Here is a 16,387-nt window from a genome sequence, read left to right as displayed (position 1 = left end):
CCAGAATTTAAACGGATCAGTGCGCCAGAACATAATTGAAGGCAACCATGTATTCTTTCAGCACACTGTGTATATTGATTTCTTCTTTTATTATGCGTAACGAATTTGCACCAAAGGTGCTGATTTTTTCGGGATCTTGGAGCAACGTTTTCATTTTCAGATTCAAACTTTCCTGATTCCCATTTTCAAAATAAAAACCATTGTATCCTTCTCTCACCAAGCGCCTTTCCGTGCCATCTGCAACCGAACAAATAACCGGTTTGGCAAAACACATGGCATCATTAATGGATAATCCACCCATTCCGCCTAACATGTAGATTGACGAAACATGCAGATATTTACCCAACCTGAGTGCGTCATAAACTCCGCCGACAAATTTTACATTGTCAGAAACACCAAGTTTTTCAGCCAGCTTTTTAAGATTTTCTTCTTCCGGACCGAAACCCACCACCACCAGTTCAATATCAGGAAAAAACCGTTTCAAATCTTTAACAGATTGGATCAGCATATCCACGCGCTTCCATTTTACCAGTCTTCCCACATGAATAACGCGGTGCGGATTTTTGGGCAGAATTTCAGGTTGTTTTAAAACTTCTTCGTAAGCGGCCAGCAATTCATCTGTATCCGGAGAATTGGCAGCAATAAATATTTTCTCTTTGGGTACGCCATAACTTCCGATGATATCCCGGCCTTCATCATAATAATTGATATGCGCGTCGGCCAGTGGAAGATATAATTTTCGTAGCCAGGTAATAGCCCGGAAATAAAGTGCACCCTTCCAGTTTTTTTTATTTGCGTCAAGATCTTCGGTAATGTTTTGACCTGAATAATAATACTCCTGACTTTTCCCCCAATACGCAGTATTAAAGGGAATATCCCGGCAAATTAACTTTGCACCTATTTTTTTCAGTTTAAAATAAAAAGGAGGATTCAGTACAAGTTGTAAAAAATATGGCCAGGAAGACATTACGATAATGTCTGGTTTTATTTCCAGTAAAGTAGGGATAAGATTTTCAAAAAAAGACTTTCCATACCAGGTTGTAAACTCGGGAAGTTCCACCAACCGGAAGTTTGCCGCCGACTTATCTTCCTTCACACCGGCGCCAAGGGCTTTGCTTTGTTGGGTTGGTTTGACGAGAATAACTTCGATTCCATAGTCGGAAACCATTTTATTCAGTATCAAGGCAAAATAATGCGGCAACCCCGCCATAACAAAACAAACACGCATGCGTCAGAAATCTTGTGGTAATTCCTGCAAAAGTACACATTCGCAGACAATTTTAAGAGGGGAAGAAATGTTTCGCTTACTTAAATGCAATTGAGCTAACGCCGAAGACGGAAATTTGAAATTATTGGAGAAGCAAAATAACCGGAATCATGTCAAAATTGATTCCGGTTATGGATTAAATTATAGTCTTGAATCAACTGAATCTTTTGGTAAAGTTGATTTCAAGTCAAAAAGAACAGAGTTTGTATTTGTGAAATCTGCGAGATTTAATTCTTTGAAAGTATCGTGGGCAACGGCCAATACAACCGCTTCATATTTTCCTGTTGGCTTTTCTGAAAGTGTAATATCATATTCATGTTTCACCTCTTCCGCGGACGCCCAGGAGTCATACACGTCGACCTCCATACCAAAATCCTTCAATTCTTTATATACATCCACGACACGCGTATTTCGAATATCCGGGCAGTTTTCTTTGAAAGTGATACCCAAAATTAAGACACGGCTGCCTTCAATTTTATGTCCTTTTTTGATCAAAAGTTTGACCAGTTTGTTGGCGACAAAAACGCCCATCGTATCATTAACACGGCGACCGGAAAGAATTACCTGTGGATAATAACCCAAAGATTCAGCTTTGTAAGCCAGATAGTAAGGATCGACACCAATGCAATGTCCGCCAACCAGACCTGGTTTGTATTTCAGGAAATTCCACTTTGTTCCGGCGGCTTCAAGAACTTCAGTAGTATCAATTCCCATCCGGTCAAAAATTAACGCCAATTCATTAACAAAGGAAATATTCACATCACGCTGGGCATTTTCAATTGCTTTTGAAGCTTCTGCAACTTTGATACTGGATGCCAAATGCGTTCCGGCTGTGATAATGGTTCCATATAAAGTATTAACGAATTCACCGATCTCCGGTGTTGAACCCGAGGTAACTTTTTTGATTTTAGTCAGCGTATTAACCTTATCGCCCGGATTGATACGTTCCGGAGAATATCCGCAGAAGAAATCAACATTGAATTTCAATCCGCTTACTCTTTCCAGAACCGGTACGCAATCTTCTTCTGTACAACCCGGATAAACTGTGGATTCGTAAATGACGATATCACCTTTTTTTAACACTTTACCAACGGTATCACTGGCTTTCAAAAGTGGGCCGAGATCTGGCTTTTTGTAGTTATCGATAGGCGTCGGAACCGTTACGACAAATATATTACAAGTTGCCAATGCCGACAATTCATCCGAAAATTGCAGATCCTGAACACGTTGTAAATCTTCCGAAGAAATCTCCTGCGTTCGGTCATATCCGCGTTTCAATTCAGCAACACGTTCCTTATTGATATCAAAACCAAGCACTGAATATTTCCGGCTGAATTCCACCGCCAACGGCAGACCAACATAACCAAGACCAATAATTGCAATTTTACTTGCAGCAATTTCTGACAACATTCTGGTAAAATTTAAAACGAGGACATAAAACTAGCCATATTAATTATGATCAGGAAATTTTGGGGGAATCTGTGGGGTTGGTTTGTGAAATTATGAGCAGAACGGAGATTCTTTAAGATCACAAATTGTGACCTTAAAGAATAGGAAAGAGCTGTGACTTAAATACGAATTTTCAGTATTCCATATAATTTAAACACTGAATCTATGGAACTGATCGCTATACAAAACAAAGTGTTCACGCTTCGTGGACAGAAAGTTATGCTGGATTTCGATTTGGCAGAAATGTATGAAGTTGAAACGAAAGTCTTAAAACAAGCTGTCCGTAGAAATAGAGATAGATTTCCCGACGACTTTATGTTCGAAGTTACAAGAGCGGAATATAATTCTCTAAGGTCACAATTTGTGACCTTAGAGAATGGTAAAGGAGAACACAGCAAATATTTACCTTTTGCATTTACGGAGCAAGGTGTTGCAATGCTTTCTACAATTCTGAAAAGTCAAAAAGCACTGCAAGTAAATATCACCATTATGCGCGCCTTTGTTATGATCCGTCAATATTATTCCGATTCAACAGAATTGAAACAACGCATTGAAAGTCTGGAAAATGAGATGCAGGTGAAATTTAAAGACATTTATGAAGCGCTGAATTTTCTATTAAATCCCCCAAACCCTGAACGCAAAACCATAGGATTTAAAAATAGCCGTGAATAAATCTACTCCGGTCATATTTTTTAAAGACATCTTAATTCTGAAATTGTAACTTTGGTGTTTCGGCAAAGTTTCGAATAAGTATAATCTGTTTTTAAAGTATATGAATGGCCTGACGGATAAAGAATTTTGGTTGAACTATTGGGAAAGTAAAACCGGACTCGTTTTTAGCATCCCCTATAATTATCCGTTCCTGTCTCTTTTAAAAAAACTGGTAACAACGAATCGGGTCAAAAACCTGCTTGAAATTGGTGGATTTCCCGGTTACTATTCTGTTTGGGCGTTTAAGAATTTAAAAATAAAAACGGATCTGCTGGATTTTGTGATACATCCGAAAATTCTGCATGATCTTGAAAAAGCCAATCAAATCCAGGAAGGCTCTGTCGGGACGATAGAAGCGGATTTATTCAATTATACTCCCGTTGGAAAATATGATCTGGTTATGTCAAACGGCCTGATCGAACATTTCCAAAACACTACGGAAATTATCCAAAAACATACTCAGTTCCTTTCTGAAAATGGGACACTTTTTATTTCATTACCAAACTTCAAAGGATTAAACGGTTGGTTTCAAAAGACATTTGACCGCGATAATTACGACAAACATTACATCGAAAGTATGGATCTTGTCTATCTTCGGAATATTTGTCAAAATCTGGGATTAAAGGATGTCGAAGTTTATTATTCAGGCCGTTTCATGCTTTGGCTTGAAAACGAGGGCAAACAGCCCGCCTGGGTTCGTATTTTTCGCAAATCGACGTGGTTCATACTCAAAGTGTTTTCCAAATTCTTTCCGTTTGAAACAAAGGCCTTGTCACCTTACATCGTCATTACAGCCCGTGCATGAACGTAGTTTTCATCAATACCAGCGACAGTAGCGGCGGCGCGGCCATCGCCTGTTCCCGGCTTCAAAAGGCTTTGGAAAAACATTCGTCTGTCAAGGGCGATATTCTGGTTCAGGAGAAAAAAACAGAAAATCCGGCTGTTACAACAATCGCCAATACTACTTTAAAAAAACAATTTGTCTGGGCGAGATTTATCGCGGAACGTCTTTTGTTTTTATCCTACGAGCGATCCGTAGAAATTCGTTTTCTCTTTAATCGGGGCATTGTTGGCGTGGATATCAGCAAACATCCGCTGGTTCAAAATGCAGATATCATTCATTTACATTGGGTTAACTTTGGCTTTTTGTCAACAGGTTCGATTAAAAAGTTATTGGCCTTAGGTAAACCTGTCGTCTGGACTTTCCATGATATGTGGCCTTTTACGGGTGGCTGTCATCATAGTGGTGAATGCGAAAACTATCAGATTAAATGTGGAAATTGTAAGTTTTTGAAAAATCCGGGTGGAAATGATATTTCAAGGAAAGACTGGTTTTCCAAAAAATCAGCTTATCAGCCAAATCAATTTACTGCTGTTGGTTGTAGTCAGTGGTTATCAAAAAGAGCCCGAAACAGCAGTTTGCTCAATGGATTTAAAATTGAATCGATCCCCAATCCGATTGACATCAACGTATTTTCTCCCATATCAAAAACAGAAGCAAGGCAGCAATTAAATTTGCATACTGATAAACATTTGATCCTTTTCGCGGCTATGCGTGTCAACGCGCCGATGAAAGGTTTTTCATACTTTCAGGAGGCTCTAAATCTGCTAAAAAATCAGCATCCAGAGCTCTCAGAAAATATTGAGCTCCTGGTTTTCGGCCAGGTGGAAGATGATGTGTTAAATCAATTACCATTTAAAACACATAAACTTGGACATTTGTCCGATGTAAAACAGATTGTTCTGGCCTATTGCGCAGCATCGGTTTTTGTAACACCTTCTCTGGAAGAAAATTTACCAAATACCATCATGGAATCCTTTGCCTGCGGAACGCCTGCTGTTGGTTTCAGTGTAGGGGGGATTCCGGAAATGATCGATCATCAAGAAAATGGATATCTTTCAGATTATAAATCTGTTGAATCGTTGGCAAAGGGAATTCGTTGGGTTTTGGAGAATAATATAGAAGGTGAAATTTCACAAAAAGCGCGGGAAAAGGTTCTGGAAAGTTACGCGGAAAATATTGTCGCGTCTCAATATGAAACACTGTACAAATCACTGTTGAAGAACAATTGATAATGCAGTTTTCATATCTTTTACCTATGTCTGAAAACTCGAATACCGAATATAAAAGCAGTTTCAGTGATGCTGTAATTGAAACGTTGGTAGCCTTTGCCAATACCAAGGGCGGACAAATTTTCATTGGCCTGAATGACGACGGTTTACCTGTAAAGAATTTTGTGATCCGGGAAGAAACTGTTCAGCAGTGGCTCAATGAAATAAAACACAAAACCCAGCCGTCTGTCATTCCGGATTCTGAATCAGTTGACATAGATGGGAATGAAGTTGTCGTACTTTCGATTAAAGAATTTCCGGTTAAGCCAGTATCATTTCGAGGGCGTTATTTCAAACGCGTCCAAAACTCAAATCATCAATTAAATTTGGGGGAGATTTCGGATATGCATCTCAAAACTTTCAATACGAGTTGGGATAGTTATGCAACGAACGATTATAAACTGGACGATATCTCGCTGGAAAAAGTAAGCACTTTTATTGAAAAATCAAATTTACTTAAAGAAAGCCCGTTACAGGATGATCCTCTTACGGTTCTGTATAAATTTGAGCTGATCAAAGAATCAAAAATTGCCAATGCTTGTCATTTATTATTCGCAAAAAATGATGTATTTCTGGCAACTATTGAGCTGGGAAGATTTTCTGCTCCAACCTTAATAAAAGATGGCTTAACGCTCCGGAGCGATTTATTTTCTCAGATTGAAGACGTCCTGACTTTTATTAAAAAACATATCAATAAAGAATATATTATTACCGGAAATCCTCAACGGGAGGAACGTTGGGAATATCCTTTGAATGCTATTCGCGAGATCATTATCAACATGATCGTTCACCGGGACTATATGCATTATGGCGATTCCTCTGTTAAAGTTTTTGACAATTACATTGAGTTTTTTAATCCTGGCCCATTACCACAATCAATTTCCATTGAACAATTACTCAGTGGCGATTACACTTCGCAGGCAAGAAATAAAAAGGTATCTTCGATTTTTAAAGAATCAGGTGTTATTGAAAAATATGGTTCAGGTATTAAAAGAATTCAAAACGCTTTTCTGAGTTATGGCCTGGAAGCTCCCGTTTTTGAAAATTTTCAGCACGGTTTTCGAGTTATCGTTGCTACAAAAACTGTGCACAAAACTGTACTGAAAACTGTGGAGAAAACTGTGGAGGAAACTGTGGAGAAAACTGTGGAGAAAACCGATGAAATCATTATTAATTTGATTAAATCCGATTCTCGCATCACCACCAAAACGATTCAACAGATTACCGGATTAAGCAGACGAGGCATTGAATGGCAAATACAAAAATTAAAAGAACAAAAGATAATAAACCGGATCGGGCCTGATAAAGGTGGTTACTGGGAAATTATTAAAGACGAATGATTCAGACTCATTCAAAAAATATAAACGAATGACTTTACTCACAATCGTCACCATTACATACAACGCGGAACGCTACCTTCCGAGAACGCTAAAAAGTGTTGAGAAAGCATTGGCAAAACTGGGGGATAAAACCGTGGTTGAATACCTGATCATTGATGGAGGCTCAAAAGACCAAACTTTGAATATTGCCAGCCGGTTTGACTTCATTTCGAAAGTGGTTTCTGAGCCAGACCGCGGACTTTATGATGCAATGAATAAGGGCTTAAATCCTGCGAGAGGCAAATATTTATGGTTTTTAAATGCCGGTGACGAAGTTCAGGATGATAATATTTTAAGTCAGTTAATTTCTGCCTTTGAAAGTAACGCTGATGTTTATTACAGCGATGCAATGCTGGTGCGTGAAGATGGCAGCGAAGTTGGATTGAGAAGTAAATTCACCCCTCACAATTTACCTAAAAACCTAACATGGAAAGATTTTGCGTTGGGGATGAAAGTTTGTCATCAATCCTTTATAGTAAAAAAGGAAATTGCCCCGCAATATGATTACACCAATCTCAGCGCCGACATTGACTGGGAAATTTCATGCCTCAAAAATTCTAAGAAAACGCAATATCTTGACTTTGTCCTTTGTAGGTATTTGATGGGCGGACTGTCAATCCAAAATCATCGACGCTCATTATTAGACCGTTATAATGTTTTAAAAAAGCATTTCGGACTTATTCCAACACTTTGGAATCATGGAATTATTTTCTGGCGGGGTTTCTGGTTTGCGCGTAAAAACGGAAAATATTGGTAAGATTATTTCATTCGGTTTAGCCTCGCATACATTTCCATCATCGCCGACTGATCGATCAACGTTTTGGCTGCTTTCGTACCTACCAAACCTTTTTCATCTCTTTCTTCTTTCCAGATACGCTCCGCGTCATCAACGAAAAACTGAAATTGCTTTTTGTTCTTGTTCAGTTTGAAAAATTCTTCATAACCTCTTAACAAAACAACATTAAACCAGTAATTACCCGGCAGCTTCTTGTTTTTATAAAAATAGCTTTCAGCCGATTTTGCTATCAGCTCAGCTTCATCAAGATACTTTTTGTCCTTTGTAATTGTGTATAACAAAACATTGGATTGAAGCATTGTTCCGGTGTTATAAGTATACTTCATTGAATCAATTTTCAGAACCGGAATTTTGATCGCATCATAAAATATACCGTCGGCAGCACGCAGGTTTTTATTCGTCCAATCGTATAATTTAACGGCTGTCGTCAGATATTCCTTCTTTTTGGTAATCTTATATAATTGTAAAGCCACTAAAATTCCAGGTCCGTTTGAACAAGTATTTTTCGTATTCTTTTCATCTTCTTTCCAATATAATCCCCCACCCGCTTTTTCATCATAACCTGTCATCTGGAAACGGTAAATTTCTTCGGCAATATCAAGATATGATTTCAGTTTTGTACGGTTATACGCATCCAGACAAGCAATTGCGATCCATTGATTATCATCGTAAAAACGGGAATCTTTTCCTTCATTTGTTACATAAGCCTGATAACCCGGTGCAGGCGGATTTGCATTATGATATTGAGCAATGGCCGCTAAAACCGGCTTCATATACGCCTTTCCCGGCTCAATTTGTTCAGCCTCATTGGCTGCCTGTATGAGTGCACAAAGCGGCCAAAGATAAGAATGCGGTTTGTCATTTTTCCCATTAGTCTCTTTGTACAAACCGGTTTTCGGCTCGAAGAAAACTGAATTTATATTCTTATTAAGTGCATCCACTCTGGATTTATAATCGATAGAAGTTGATTGCGCGTTCGCACTTATCGAAAATAACAGGATCAAAATAAGCTGGAAATAGATAGCCTTAATCATGAAAATAACTTTTAATTGAGTACAGAAACAAGAAAGTATCTTTAAATGACTTGTTTACTGCTTTGTCCTGAATTTTCATATTACCTCACCTAATTTTATTACAAATGTCTCCTAATAAGTTATGAATTTGAAGTATAACATAATTAAATTTTGATATTCTAATAATATTCAAAATAGTATTTTATATAATATCTTCATTACCTATTTTTGATTCTACGATGTCTACTATCAACAGAATCACTATTGACTCAGATCATAAAACATACCGATGATTCAATACTCTGGGACAATTTCCGGAACGGGAATGAGGCAGCTTATACTGAGCTAGCCACGCGTTACTACCGAACTTTACTTCACTACGGTTTAAGATTTACACCAAATGTTCAAATTGCCGAAGATGCTTTACAGGATTTACTGATCCATCTCTGGCTCCACCGTCAAAATCTCAATGCTACCCCATCGATCAAATTTTACTTGCTAAAATCATATCGTCACAGAATAATCAAAACATTAAAGCCAATTTCAGGAGAAGAGCAGTTGACAGAAGAATTTGCTGATTCATGGCAGGAATTTTCTTCCGAAGATGTCATAATCCAACATGAAAATGAGCTTAATCTAAAAAATCAGGTGGAGGAAATGATGACGCAGCTTCCAATACGACAGCGGGAAGTTATTTATCTCAGGTTTTTTCAAGGATTAAAATCTGAGGAAATCGGAGTTTTGTTGTCTATTAAACCACAATCTGTTAGTAATATTCTCCAACGCGCCTTATCGACCCTGCGCAGCATGTGGCCGATCAGCCCCTCCTTTTCTTTTATATTTTATTCATTTTTCGAAATAATATTATAATTTTTAAAGAAAAGTAAAAATTTAGTTTGGCAAGTGAGTATCCGGACCAATTAATCAGATAATAACAATATACCAGCAGAAATATATTGTTGTTTTATGAATGCCAGGCTCGACGTACTTTTTCAGGATTTGATTAAAAACCCGGATTTCATAGCCTGGGTACTGGAAGAGCGTTCGGAACTTGATGCATACTGGAAAAGCTGGTCGTCAGATGATGCAGTCAAAAATGAAGCTTTGGAACAGGCAAGGTTTAGCCTTTTGTCTATACAGCATCAAACCCTCCCGATAACCGATGAACATATTGCTTATAAAGTAAATCAGGCACTGGAAATTGCCAGGCGCAGAGAAAATGCTAACAAAACTTTAACCAAAAGTGATAGCTGGTTCGCGTTTGGCAGGGCCATCGCCGCGTCCGTTTTAATTCTGATCGCAGTTGGGATTTGTATTTATATCAAATTTCAAAACCAGAATTTATTTATCGAAAATCAGCAGCAACTTTCTATTGGTAAACCGGCTGAAACGATTATTGAAGTTGTCAATCTGAATAATAAAGTAAAATACATACAACTGCCGGATGGCAGTTCCGTAGTGCTCAGGAAAAATAGCCGGATAAGTTATAACAAACAATTTGATGCTGATAGACGTGTGGTTATACTTTCAGGAGAAGCTTTTTTTGAAGTAGTAAAAGATCCCGAAAGACCATTTTTTGTGTATGCCAATGAGTTGGTAACCAAAGTTCTGGGTACGAGTTTCAGCATCAAAGCGGACGAAAGTGATAAAAATGTACTCGTGGCTGTGAAAACCGGAAAGGTTTCTGTCTTTACAAAAACCGATCAACGGGCAAAAGAATATGAATCTAACAAAGGTTTATCGGCTCTTTTGTTGACTTGTAATCAACAGGCTGCTTTTGAACGCGACATTTCCCGGTTGGCAAGATCAACAATCAGCGGCGCCGCGCTTTTAAAAATCCCGATTGAAAACCAGAAGTTCACATACAATGCAACGCCGGTTGCAGAAGTTTTTGCTTCGCTTGAAAGAGCATACGGAATTGAAATAGATTATAATGAAAAAATAATGTCGCATTGCAGCATAACAGCGACATTGGGCGACGAGCCACTCGATAATAAGTTGAAATGGATTTGTGCGATTCTTGAAGCAAATTATCAGGTCAACGAAAACAAAATCAGCATTACCGGAAATTCTTGTCAATAATTTTTTAATCCTAAACTCCAGACTATTTGAAGACAAACAAAAAAGGTGAACGATGCGTCAACATCATTCACCCCGACTAAAAATCCCCACCTATGTTGGCACTAAGATGAGTCCCCCGAAGAGGGACAAGGGAATTATTTTGCTGATTTTTTAACAACCATCAAAACATTCAAAAGTATGAAAAAAACCTTACAATGGCCCCAATGCCTTTCTAAAATTATGAGAATCAGCCTCATACAATTGTTTATTATAATCCAGTTTTCGGGCATGTCTTTTGCGACAGACAGCAATGCTCAGGAAGTTCTGAACCGTCGGTTGACGATCAATCTGAAAGAACAGAAAGTTGGCGTGGCACTGGAAAAACTTGGCAAATTGTCAGGCGTGAATTTCATGTACAGCCCGGAATTGATCCAATCGGAGCGCAAAGTGAACCTGAATGCAAAAGATGAAAAACTGGAAGCAATTCTTGAAAATTTTCTGACGCCCTTGAAGGTAACCTACGAAGTTTCGGGCAAACAGATTTTATTAAAAAGAATTCCCGGACCTAAAACTTCCAACCCCTCAATTGAAGGTACAGGAACATCGATCCAGACAATAAAACCGGCTCTGTTTCCAATCAAAGGAAAAGTTATTGATGCTACAGGCGCGACAGTTCCTGGTGCGACGGTGGTGTTGAAGGGCAGTTCAAGTGTTGGAACGACGACGGATGGCGAAGGAAGTTTTTCGCTGGAATTACCGGACGGAAGCACCACATTGGTTATTTCCTCCATTGGCTTTTTGACTCAGGAGGTCAATATTGCCAATAAATCAATGATAGAAATCACGTTGCAATCTGACGTAAAATCATTGAGCGAAGTGGTTGTTACGGGTTATTCTTCTCAGTCCAAAAGAGATATTACTGGTGCCGTTTCAACGGTTGATACCAAAGAATTAACGAAAGTTTCCGCTCCCAATGTGGCCCAGCAATTGCAGGGACGTGTTGCCGGGGTTACGGTTACTTCAAATAATTCACCTGGTGGCGAGGCCACGGTTCGTATCCGCGGCTTTGGTACGGTCAACAACAACGATCCATTGTATGTAATTGATGGTGTTCCTACAAAAGGCGGGCTGAACAGTATCAACCCGAACAACATCGAATCGATGCAGGTTTTGAAAGATGCTTCTTCTGCTTCGATTTACGGTTCACGCGCTGCGAATGGTGTAATCATTATCACAACAAAAAAAGGAAAATCAGGTGCGCCTCAGTTTTCTTTCAACAGCCGTTTTGGTGTACAAACAGGAAAAGTTAATCTGGGATTGATCATCGATCCGCAGCAATTTGGTGACTTGCTTTGGACACAACGCAGAAATGCCGGCGTCCTTACCAATGGCAATCCTTCACATCAGCAATATGGCAATGGAATAAACGCAGTTGTTCCGGATTATATTCTTGCGGGTTCACAGTATGGTTTGTCAGAAGGAAATCCTGCAACGAATCCATCTCTTTATAATTACAACCGTACCGGATTTTACCAGATTGTAAAAGCAAACAAGCAGGGAACAGACTGGGAGAAAGAAATTCTTCGTGATGCAGCCATTCAGGAATATAATGTAGGTGCAACAGGTGGAAGTGAAACAGGGCGTTATGCGCTTTCCCTTAATTATTTCAAACAGGATGGTATCCTGAAAAATACTTCTTTCAATCGCTATTCCCTTCGTTCAAACACAGAGTTTTTGTTCAAAAAGAGATTTCGTTTTGGAGAGAATCTTGAAGCAAGTTATACTGAAAACAAAGGATATTACAGCAATAACGGAACGGCCAGTACAACCAACAACCAGGATGGTAACCCGATCGGTAACGGTTTTCGTATCCCGTCGATTATTCCTGTTTATGATATCATGGGCAACTTTGCCGCTACACGTGCTGCTGGTTTAGGACCTGCTACGAATCCTGTGGCGCAGTTATACCGTACAAAAGACAACCGCGTAAACACTTTCAGAACTTTCGGTAACGCATATCTGGAAGTTGACATTTTTAAAGACCTAATCGCCAAGTCGAGTATAGGTGTTGATTTTACCAATGCAAACAGAACAGCTTATGTCCTTCTGGATTTGGAAGAAGCGGAAATTGAATCAAACAACTCGCTGACAAATGCTTATGCCTGGGACGTTAACTGGACCTGGTCAAATACATTAAACTATACAAAAACGTTTGGTACAATACACAAACTGAACGTTTTGGCCGGAACAGAAGCGATTAAAGGTACCGGGAAAGATTTTTCAGCAACGCGGACATCATTTTACTCGGAGGATCCAAAATACATGTATTTAAGTGCCGGCTCTGCGGGTATTAACAACTCGGGAGCAGGTTATCAGTGGTCACTTTTCTCAGTTTTTGGAAAAGTTAACTATGCATTGAAAGATCGTTATTTATTGGAAGCAACGGTTCGCCGTGACGGTTCTTCACGTTTTGGACAAAACAACCGTTATGGTACTTTCCCGGCATTCAGTGCGGGATGGCGTTTGTCTGAGGAAGCTTTTATGAAAGGGGCTACCTGGATTGACGATTTGAAATTGAGAGGAGGCTGGGGACAAACCGGTAATCAGGAAATCGGAAACTATAATGGTTTCAGTACTTACCGTTCTACATTGAACCAGTCTTCATACGCCATCGACGGATCAAATAGTTCTGTTCAGGCAGGTTTTGACACGCAGGCTTTTGGAAATCAGGATGCAAAATGGGAAACGACAACGCAGACAAACGTAGGTTTGGACGCTACTTTCCTGAAAGGCATGTTTGGTCTTAACCTTGATTTGTATAACCGTACCACTTCTGATATGTTGTATCAGGTAAGTTTGCCGGCCACACAAGGCGTTGCTACAATTCCTTTTGTAAATGTGGGAGAAATGAATAACAAAGGAATTGACCTGAATATTGATTTTAATAATAAAGCACTGGACGGTCAGTTAACTTATTCCATCGGCGCAAACATTTCAGCATATAAAAACAATGTCGTAAAACTGAATAACAGTGCTTCGGCAGTACTTCTTGGACCTACAATTCGCAGTTATACATGGAGCCGTTCGGTTGCCGGTATGCCTTTGTATTCTTTTTATGGTTTACAGATTGACGGAATCTACCAAAATCAGGCAGAAGTGGACGCAGGACCAACCTATCCGGGTTATGCTGCTGTTGGTAAATATAAATACCACGACACAAACGAAGATGGCGTAATCACCGACGCCGACAGAAAATTCCTTGGAAATCCACATCCTGATTTTACTTATGGTATCAATCTGAACCTTGGTTACAAAGGATTTGATCTTTCAGCATTCTTCCAGGGTGTAAAAGGAAACCAGATTCTGAACATGGTAAAACGCTGGACAGATTTCAACAACCAGGCGGGTAACAGAAGTCTTCGTATGTTAAATGATTCCTGGACGCCGGAAAATCCTGACGCGGTATTACCAATTCTGGATGCAAACGACAGCAGAAGCCAGCAGCCATCAAGCTACTTTATTGAAGATGGTACTTATTTCAGAATGAAAAACCTGACCATCGGTTATACTTTACCTTCAAAAGCTTTGTCTAAACTTGGCCTGACCAGTGCAAGGATTTACGTGCAGGGACAAAATCTGTTTACGATCACGAAATACAGTGGTATTGATCCGGAAGTCACCTCAGTTGGATCGACCCCGGGCACTACGGTTTTGGGCGTTGATCAGGGAAATTATCCAAGATCTAAAATGTATCAGGTTGGTCTCAACTTTGGATTTTAAGCAAAACAAACCGACACGGATTTTTTAAATCAAAAAATATGAAAAAGAAAATTTTAATATTGACAGCATTGGTTTGCATTGGAATGATGAATTCCTGTAAAGATAAATTTCTGGAAACAACACCGCTTGGCGTAGGAAATGAAACGATGCTGGCAAACAAAACCGGTGTTAATTCAGTTTTGATCGGCGCTTACAGTTTGTTGGACGGAGTTGGTTCAGGCGGCACTTATTTCTCTGCCGTTAGTAACTGGATTTACGGTACCGTTGCCTCAGACGATGGATACAAAGGCAGTGACGTTGGTGATCTTGCCCAGATCACTACCATTGAAAAATACATTCAGCAGGCCGATATTGGTGGGTTCAACGATAAGTGGGTTGCGTTGTACGATGGTGTTTCACGTTCAAATGATGCTTTGCGACTGATTGCAAAAGCTACCGATATGACGGAAGCTGAAAAAACACAGGCAACTGCCGAAGCAAGATTTCTTCGTGGCTGGTACCATTTTGAGGCTAAGAAAATGTGGAACATGGTTCCTTATGTTGACGAAACGGTAACGGATTATATCAACCTGCCAAACGACAAAGATATCTGGCCTAATATTGAAGCTGATTTCCAGTTTGCAGTTGATAATCTTTCTGTAACAAAATCGCAAGTGGGCAGAGCAGGCAAATGGTCTGCAAAAGCGATGCTGGCGAAAGTCCATATGTATCAAAGTGACTATACAGCCGCAAAACCTTTGCTAGTTGACATTATTTCTGCTGGTCCTTTTTCTTTGGTTGCCAACTACCACGACAATTTCAGAATTGCAACCGAAAACAACAGCGAGTCTGTTTTTGAAGTGCAAATGTCAGTTGCTGACGGCGGAAGTGGAGAAAATGGAAGCTGGGGCGACAACCTGAATTTCCCTTATGGCTCTGGCCCGGGCGGATGCTGCGGGTTTTATCAGCCTTCTCAAAATCTTGTCAATGCTTTCAAAACCGATGCAGCAGGATTACCACTTTTGGATACTTTCAATGATGTTGATGTAAAAAATGATGAAGGTCTGGCTTCGAGCGATCCTTTCACTCCCGAGACGGGAACCCTTGATCCTAGGTTAGACTGGACCGTTGGTCGCCGTGGTTTGCCTTTCCTTAACTGGGGAATTCACCCTGGTAAAAACTGGATCCGCGATCAGAGCTTTGCAGGACCTTACACGTTCAAAAAGTTTTTTGCCAACAGCGGTGATAACGCCGGAGCAGAATCACCTCGTGCCAATGCAAACAATTACCGTGCAATCCGTTATGCTGATCTCTTGTTAATGCGTGCTGAAATTGCGGTTGAAGAAAATGATCTGCCAACTGCTTTGACAATCGTAAACCAGATCAGAACCCGCGCTGCAAACGAATTAGTCAAAAAGGATGACGGTACTCCGGCAGCTAATTATCTTGTGAAACCCTATACCGCTTTTGCGAACCAGGAATATGCAAGAAAAGCAGTCCGTTTCGAACGCCGTCTTGAACTGGCCATGGAAGGTCACCGCCATTTTGACCTGGTGCGCTGGGGAAATGCAGATGTGATTTTAAATGCCTATCTGGCAAAAGAAAAGTTAAAGAGAACATACCTGAACGGTGCTACATTCAAAAAGGGAAGCAGTGAATATTTCCCGATCCCACAAGCGCAGATTGATATTATGGGATCCAATGTTTTGAAACAAAATCCTTAACAAACAATTTGCCGGGTGCGGATCAGTACCCGGCGAATTAATTCAAACTATTCCTACCCTTAATTTTTCCTATTCACAACAATCCACGTTATGAATTAAAATATTAATTACCTGCT

12 protein-coding genes are annotated in these 16,387 nt (G+C 39.8%); 9 read left to right on the top strand and 3 right to left on the bottom strand.

Features of this window, described 5'->3' with window-relative positions; all coding sequences use genetic code 11:
- Positions 1-16: 16 nt before the first annotated feature.
- Together LXL81_RS00415 and LXL81_RS00410 are read right to left on the bottom strand one after the other, a co-directional pair.
- Entirely contained in the window at positions 17-1,228 is a 1,212-nt protein-coding gene (locus LXL81_RS00415) for a glycosyltransferase (protein ID WP_234644730.1), read from the bottom strand.
- Between the two features lie 180 nt (positions 1,229-1,408).
- Positions 1,409-2,677 carry a nucleotide sugar dehydrogenase gene (locus tag LXL81_RS00410; protein WP_234644729.1) on the bottom strand — a complete coding sequence of 423 codons (1,269 nt, stop codon included), beginning with the start codon at positions 2,675-2,677 and terminating at the stop codon, positions 1,409-1,411.
- A gap of 204 nt (positions 2,678-2,881) precedes the next feature.
- Here LXL81_RS00410 and LXL81_RS00405 point away from each other — a divergent pair, with 204 nt between their 5' ends.
- The 5 genes from LXL81_RS00405 to LXL81_RS00385 all read left to right on the top strand — a co-directional run bounded on the left by LXL81_RS00405 (position 2,882) and on the right by LXL81_RS00385 (position 7,675).
- Positions 2,882-3,388: an ORF6N domain-containing protein gene (locus LXL81_RS00405; RefSeq protein ID WP_234644728.1), complete on the top strand. Its 507-nt coding sequence runs from the start codon at positions 2,882-2,884 to the stop codon at positions 3,386-3,388.
- A 100-nt stretch (positions 3,389-3,488) separates the two neighbouring features.
- On the top strand, positions 3,489-4,232 hold the full coding sequence (locus tag LXL81_RS00400) for a bifunctional 2-polyprenyl-6-hydroxyphenol methylase/3-demethylubiquinol 3-O-methyltransferase UbiG (RefSeq protein ID WP_234644727.1): 744 nt from the start codon (positions 3,489-3,491) through the stop codon (positions 4,230-4,232).
- Complete coding sequence (locus tag LXL81_RS00395) at positions 4,229-5,500, top strand: glycosyltransferase family 4 protein (protein ID WP_234644726.1); 1,272 nt, start codon at positions 4,229-4,231, stop codon at positions 5,498-5,500. The genes LXL81_RS00400 and LXL81_RS00395 overlap by 4 nt, the downstream gene beginning before the upstream one ends.
- Positions 5,501-5,526: 26 nt before the next feature.
- The gene (locus tag LXL81_RS00390) at positions 5,527-6,879 is read left to right on the top strand and encodes an RNA-binding domain-containing protein (protein WP_234644725.1); all 1,353 of its coding nucleotides are present in this window, start codon (positions 5,527-5,529) and stop codon (positions 6,877-6,879) included.
- A gap of 28 nt (positions 6,880-6,907) precedes the next feature.
- The gene (locus LXL81_RS00385; protein WP_234644724.1) at positions 6,908-7,675 is read left to right on the top strand and encodes a glycosyltransferase family 2 protein; all 768 of its coding nucleotides are present in this window, start codon (positions 6,908-6,910) and stop codon (positions 7,673-7,675) included.
- A gap of 2 nt (positions 7,676-7,677) precedes the next feature.
- Here the strand turns inward: LXL81_RS00385 and LXL81_RS00380 are convergent, their stop codons facing one another.
- Positions 7,678-8,748, bottom strand: coding sequence for a glycoside hydrolase family 76 protein (locus LXL81_RS00380; RefSeq protein ID WP_234644723.1), 1,071 nt, complete (start codon positions 8,746-8,748; stop codon positions 7,678-7,680).
- A 243-nt stretch (positions 8,749-8,991) separates the two neighbouring features.
- Between LXL81_RS00380 and LXL81_RS00375 the strand changes: the two genes are divergently transcribed.
- From LXL81_RS00375 to LXL81_RS00360, 4 genes are all read left to right on the top strand, one after another.
- Entirely contained in the window at positions 8,992-9,597 is a 606-nt protein-coding gene (locus tag LXL81_RS00375; protein WP_234644722.1) for an RNA polymerase sigma factor, read from the top strand.
- A 96-nt stretch (positions 9,598-9,693) separates the two neighbouring features.
- On the top strand, positions 9,694-10,809 hold the full coding sequence (locus tag LXL81_RS00370) for a FecR family protein (protein WP_234644721.1): 1,116 nt from the start codon (positions 9,694-9,696) through the stop codon (positions 10,807-10,809).
- 219 nt (positions 10,810-11,028) lie between these two features.
- Positions 11,029-14,568 carry a TonB-dependent receptor gene (locus LXL81_RS00365; RefSeq protein ID WP_234644720.1) on the top strand — a complete coding sequence of 1,180 codons (3,540 nt, stop codon included), beginning with the start codon at positions 11,029-11,031 and terminating at the stop codon, positions 14,566-14,568.
- A gap of 38 nt (positions 14,569-14,606) precedes the next feature.
- Positions 14,607-16,271: a RagB/SusD family nutrient uptake outer membrane protein gene (locus tag LXL81_RS00360; protein ID WP_234644719.1), complete on the top strand. Its 1,665-nt coding sequence runs from the start codon at positions 14,607-14,609 to the stop codon at positions 16,269-16,271.
- Positions 16,272-16,387: the final 116 nt, after the last annotated feature.

Source organism: Dyadobacter sp. CY356, assembly GCF_021440195.1.
Lineage (GTDB): Bacteria > Bacteroidota > Bacteroidia > Cytophagales > Spirosomataceae > Dyadobacter.
Note: the sequence above shows the minus strand (reverse complement) of the source record. Positions and strands in the feature narration are given on the sequence as shown.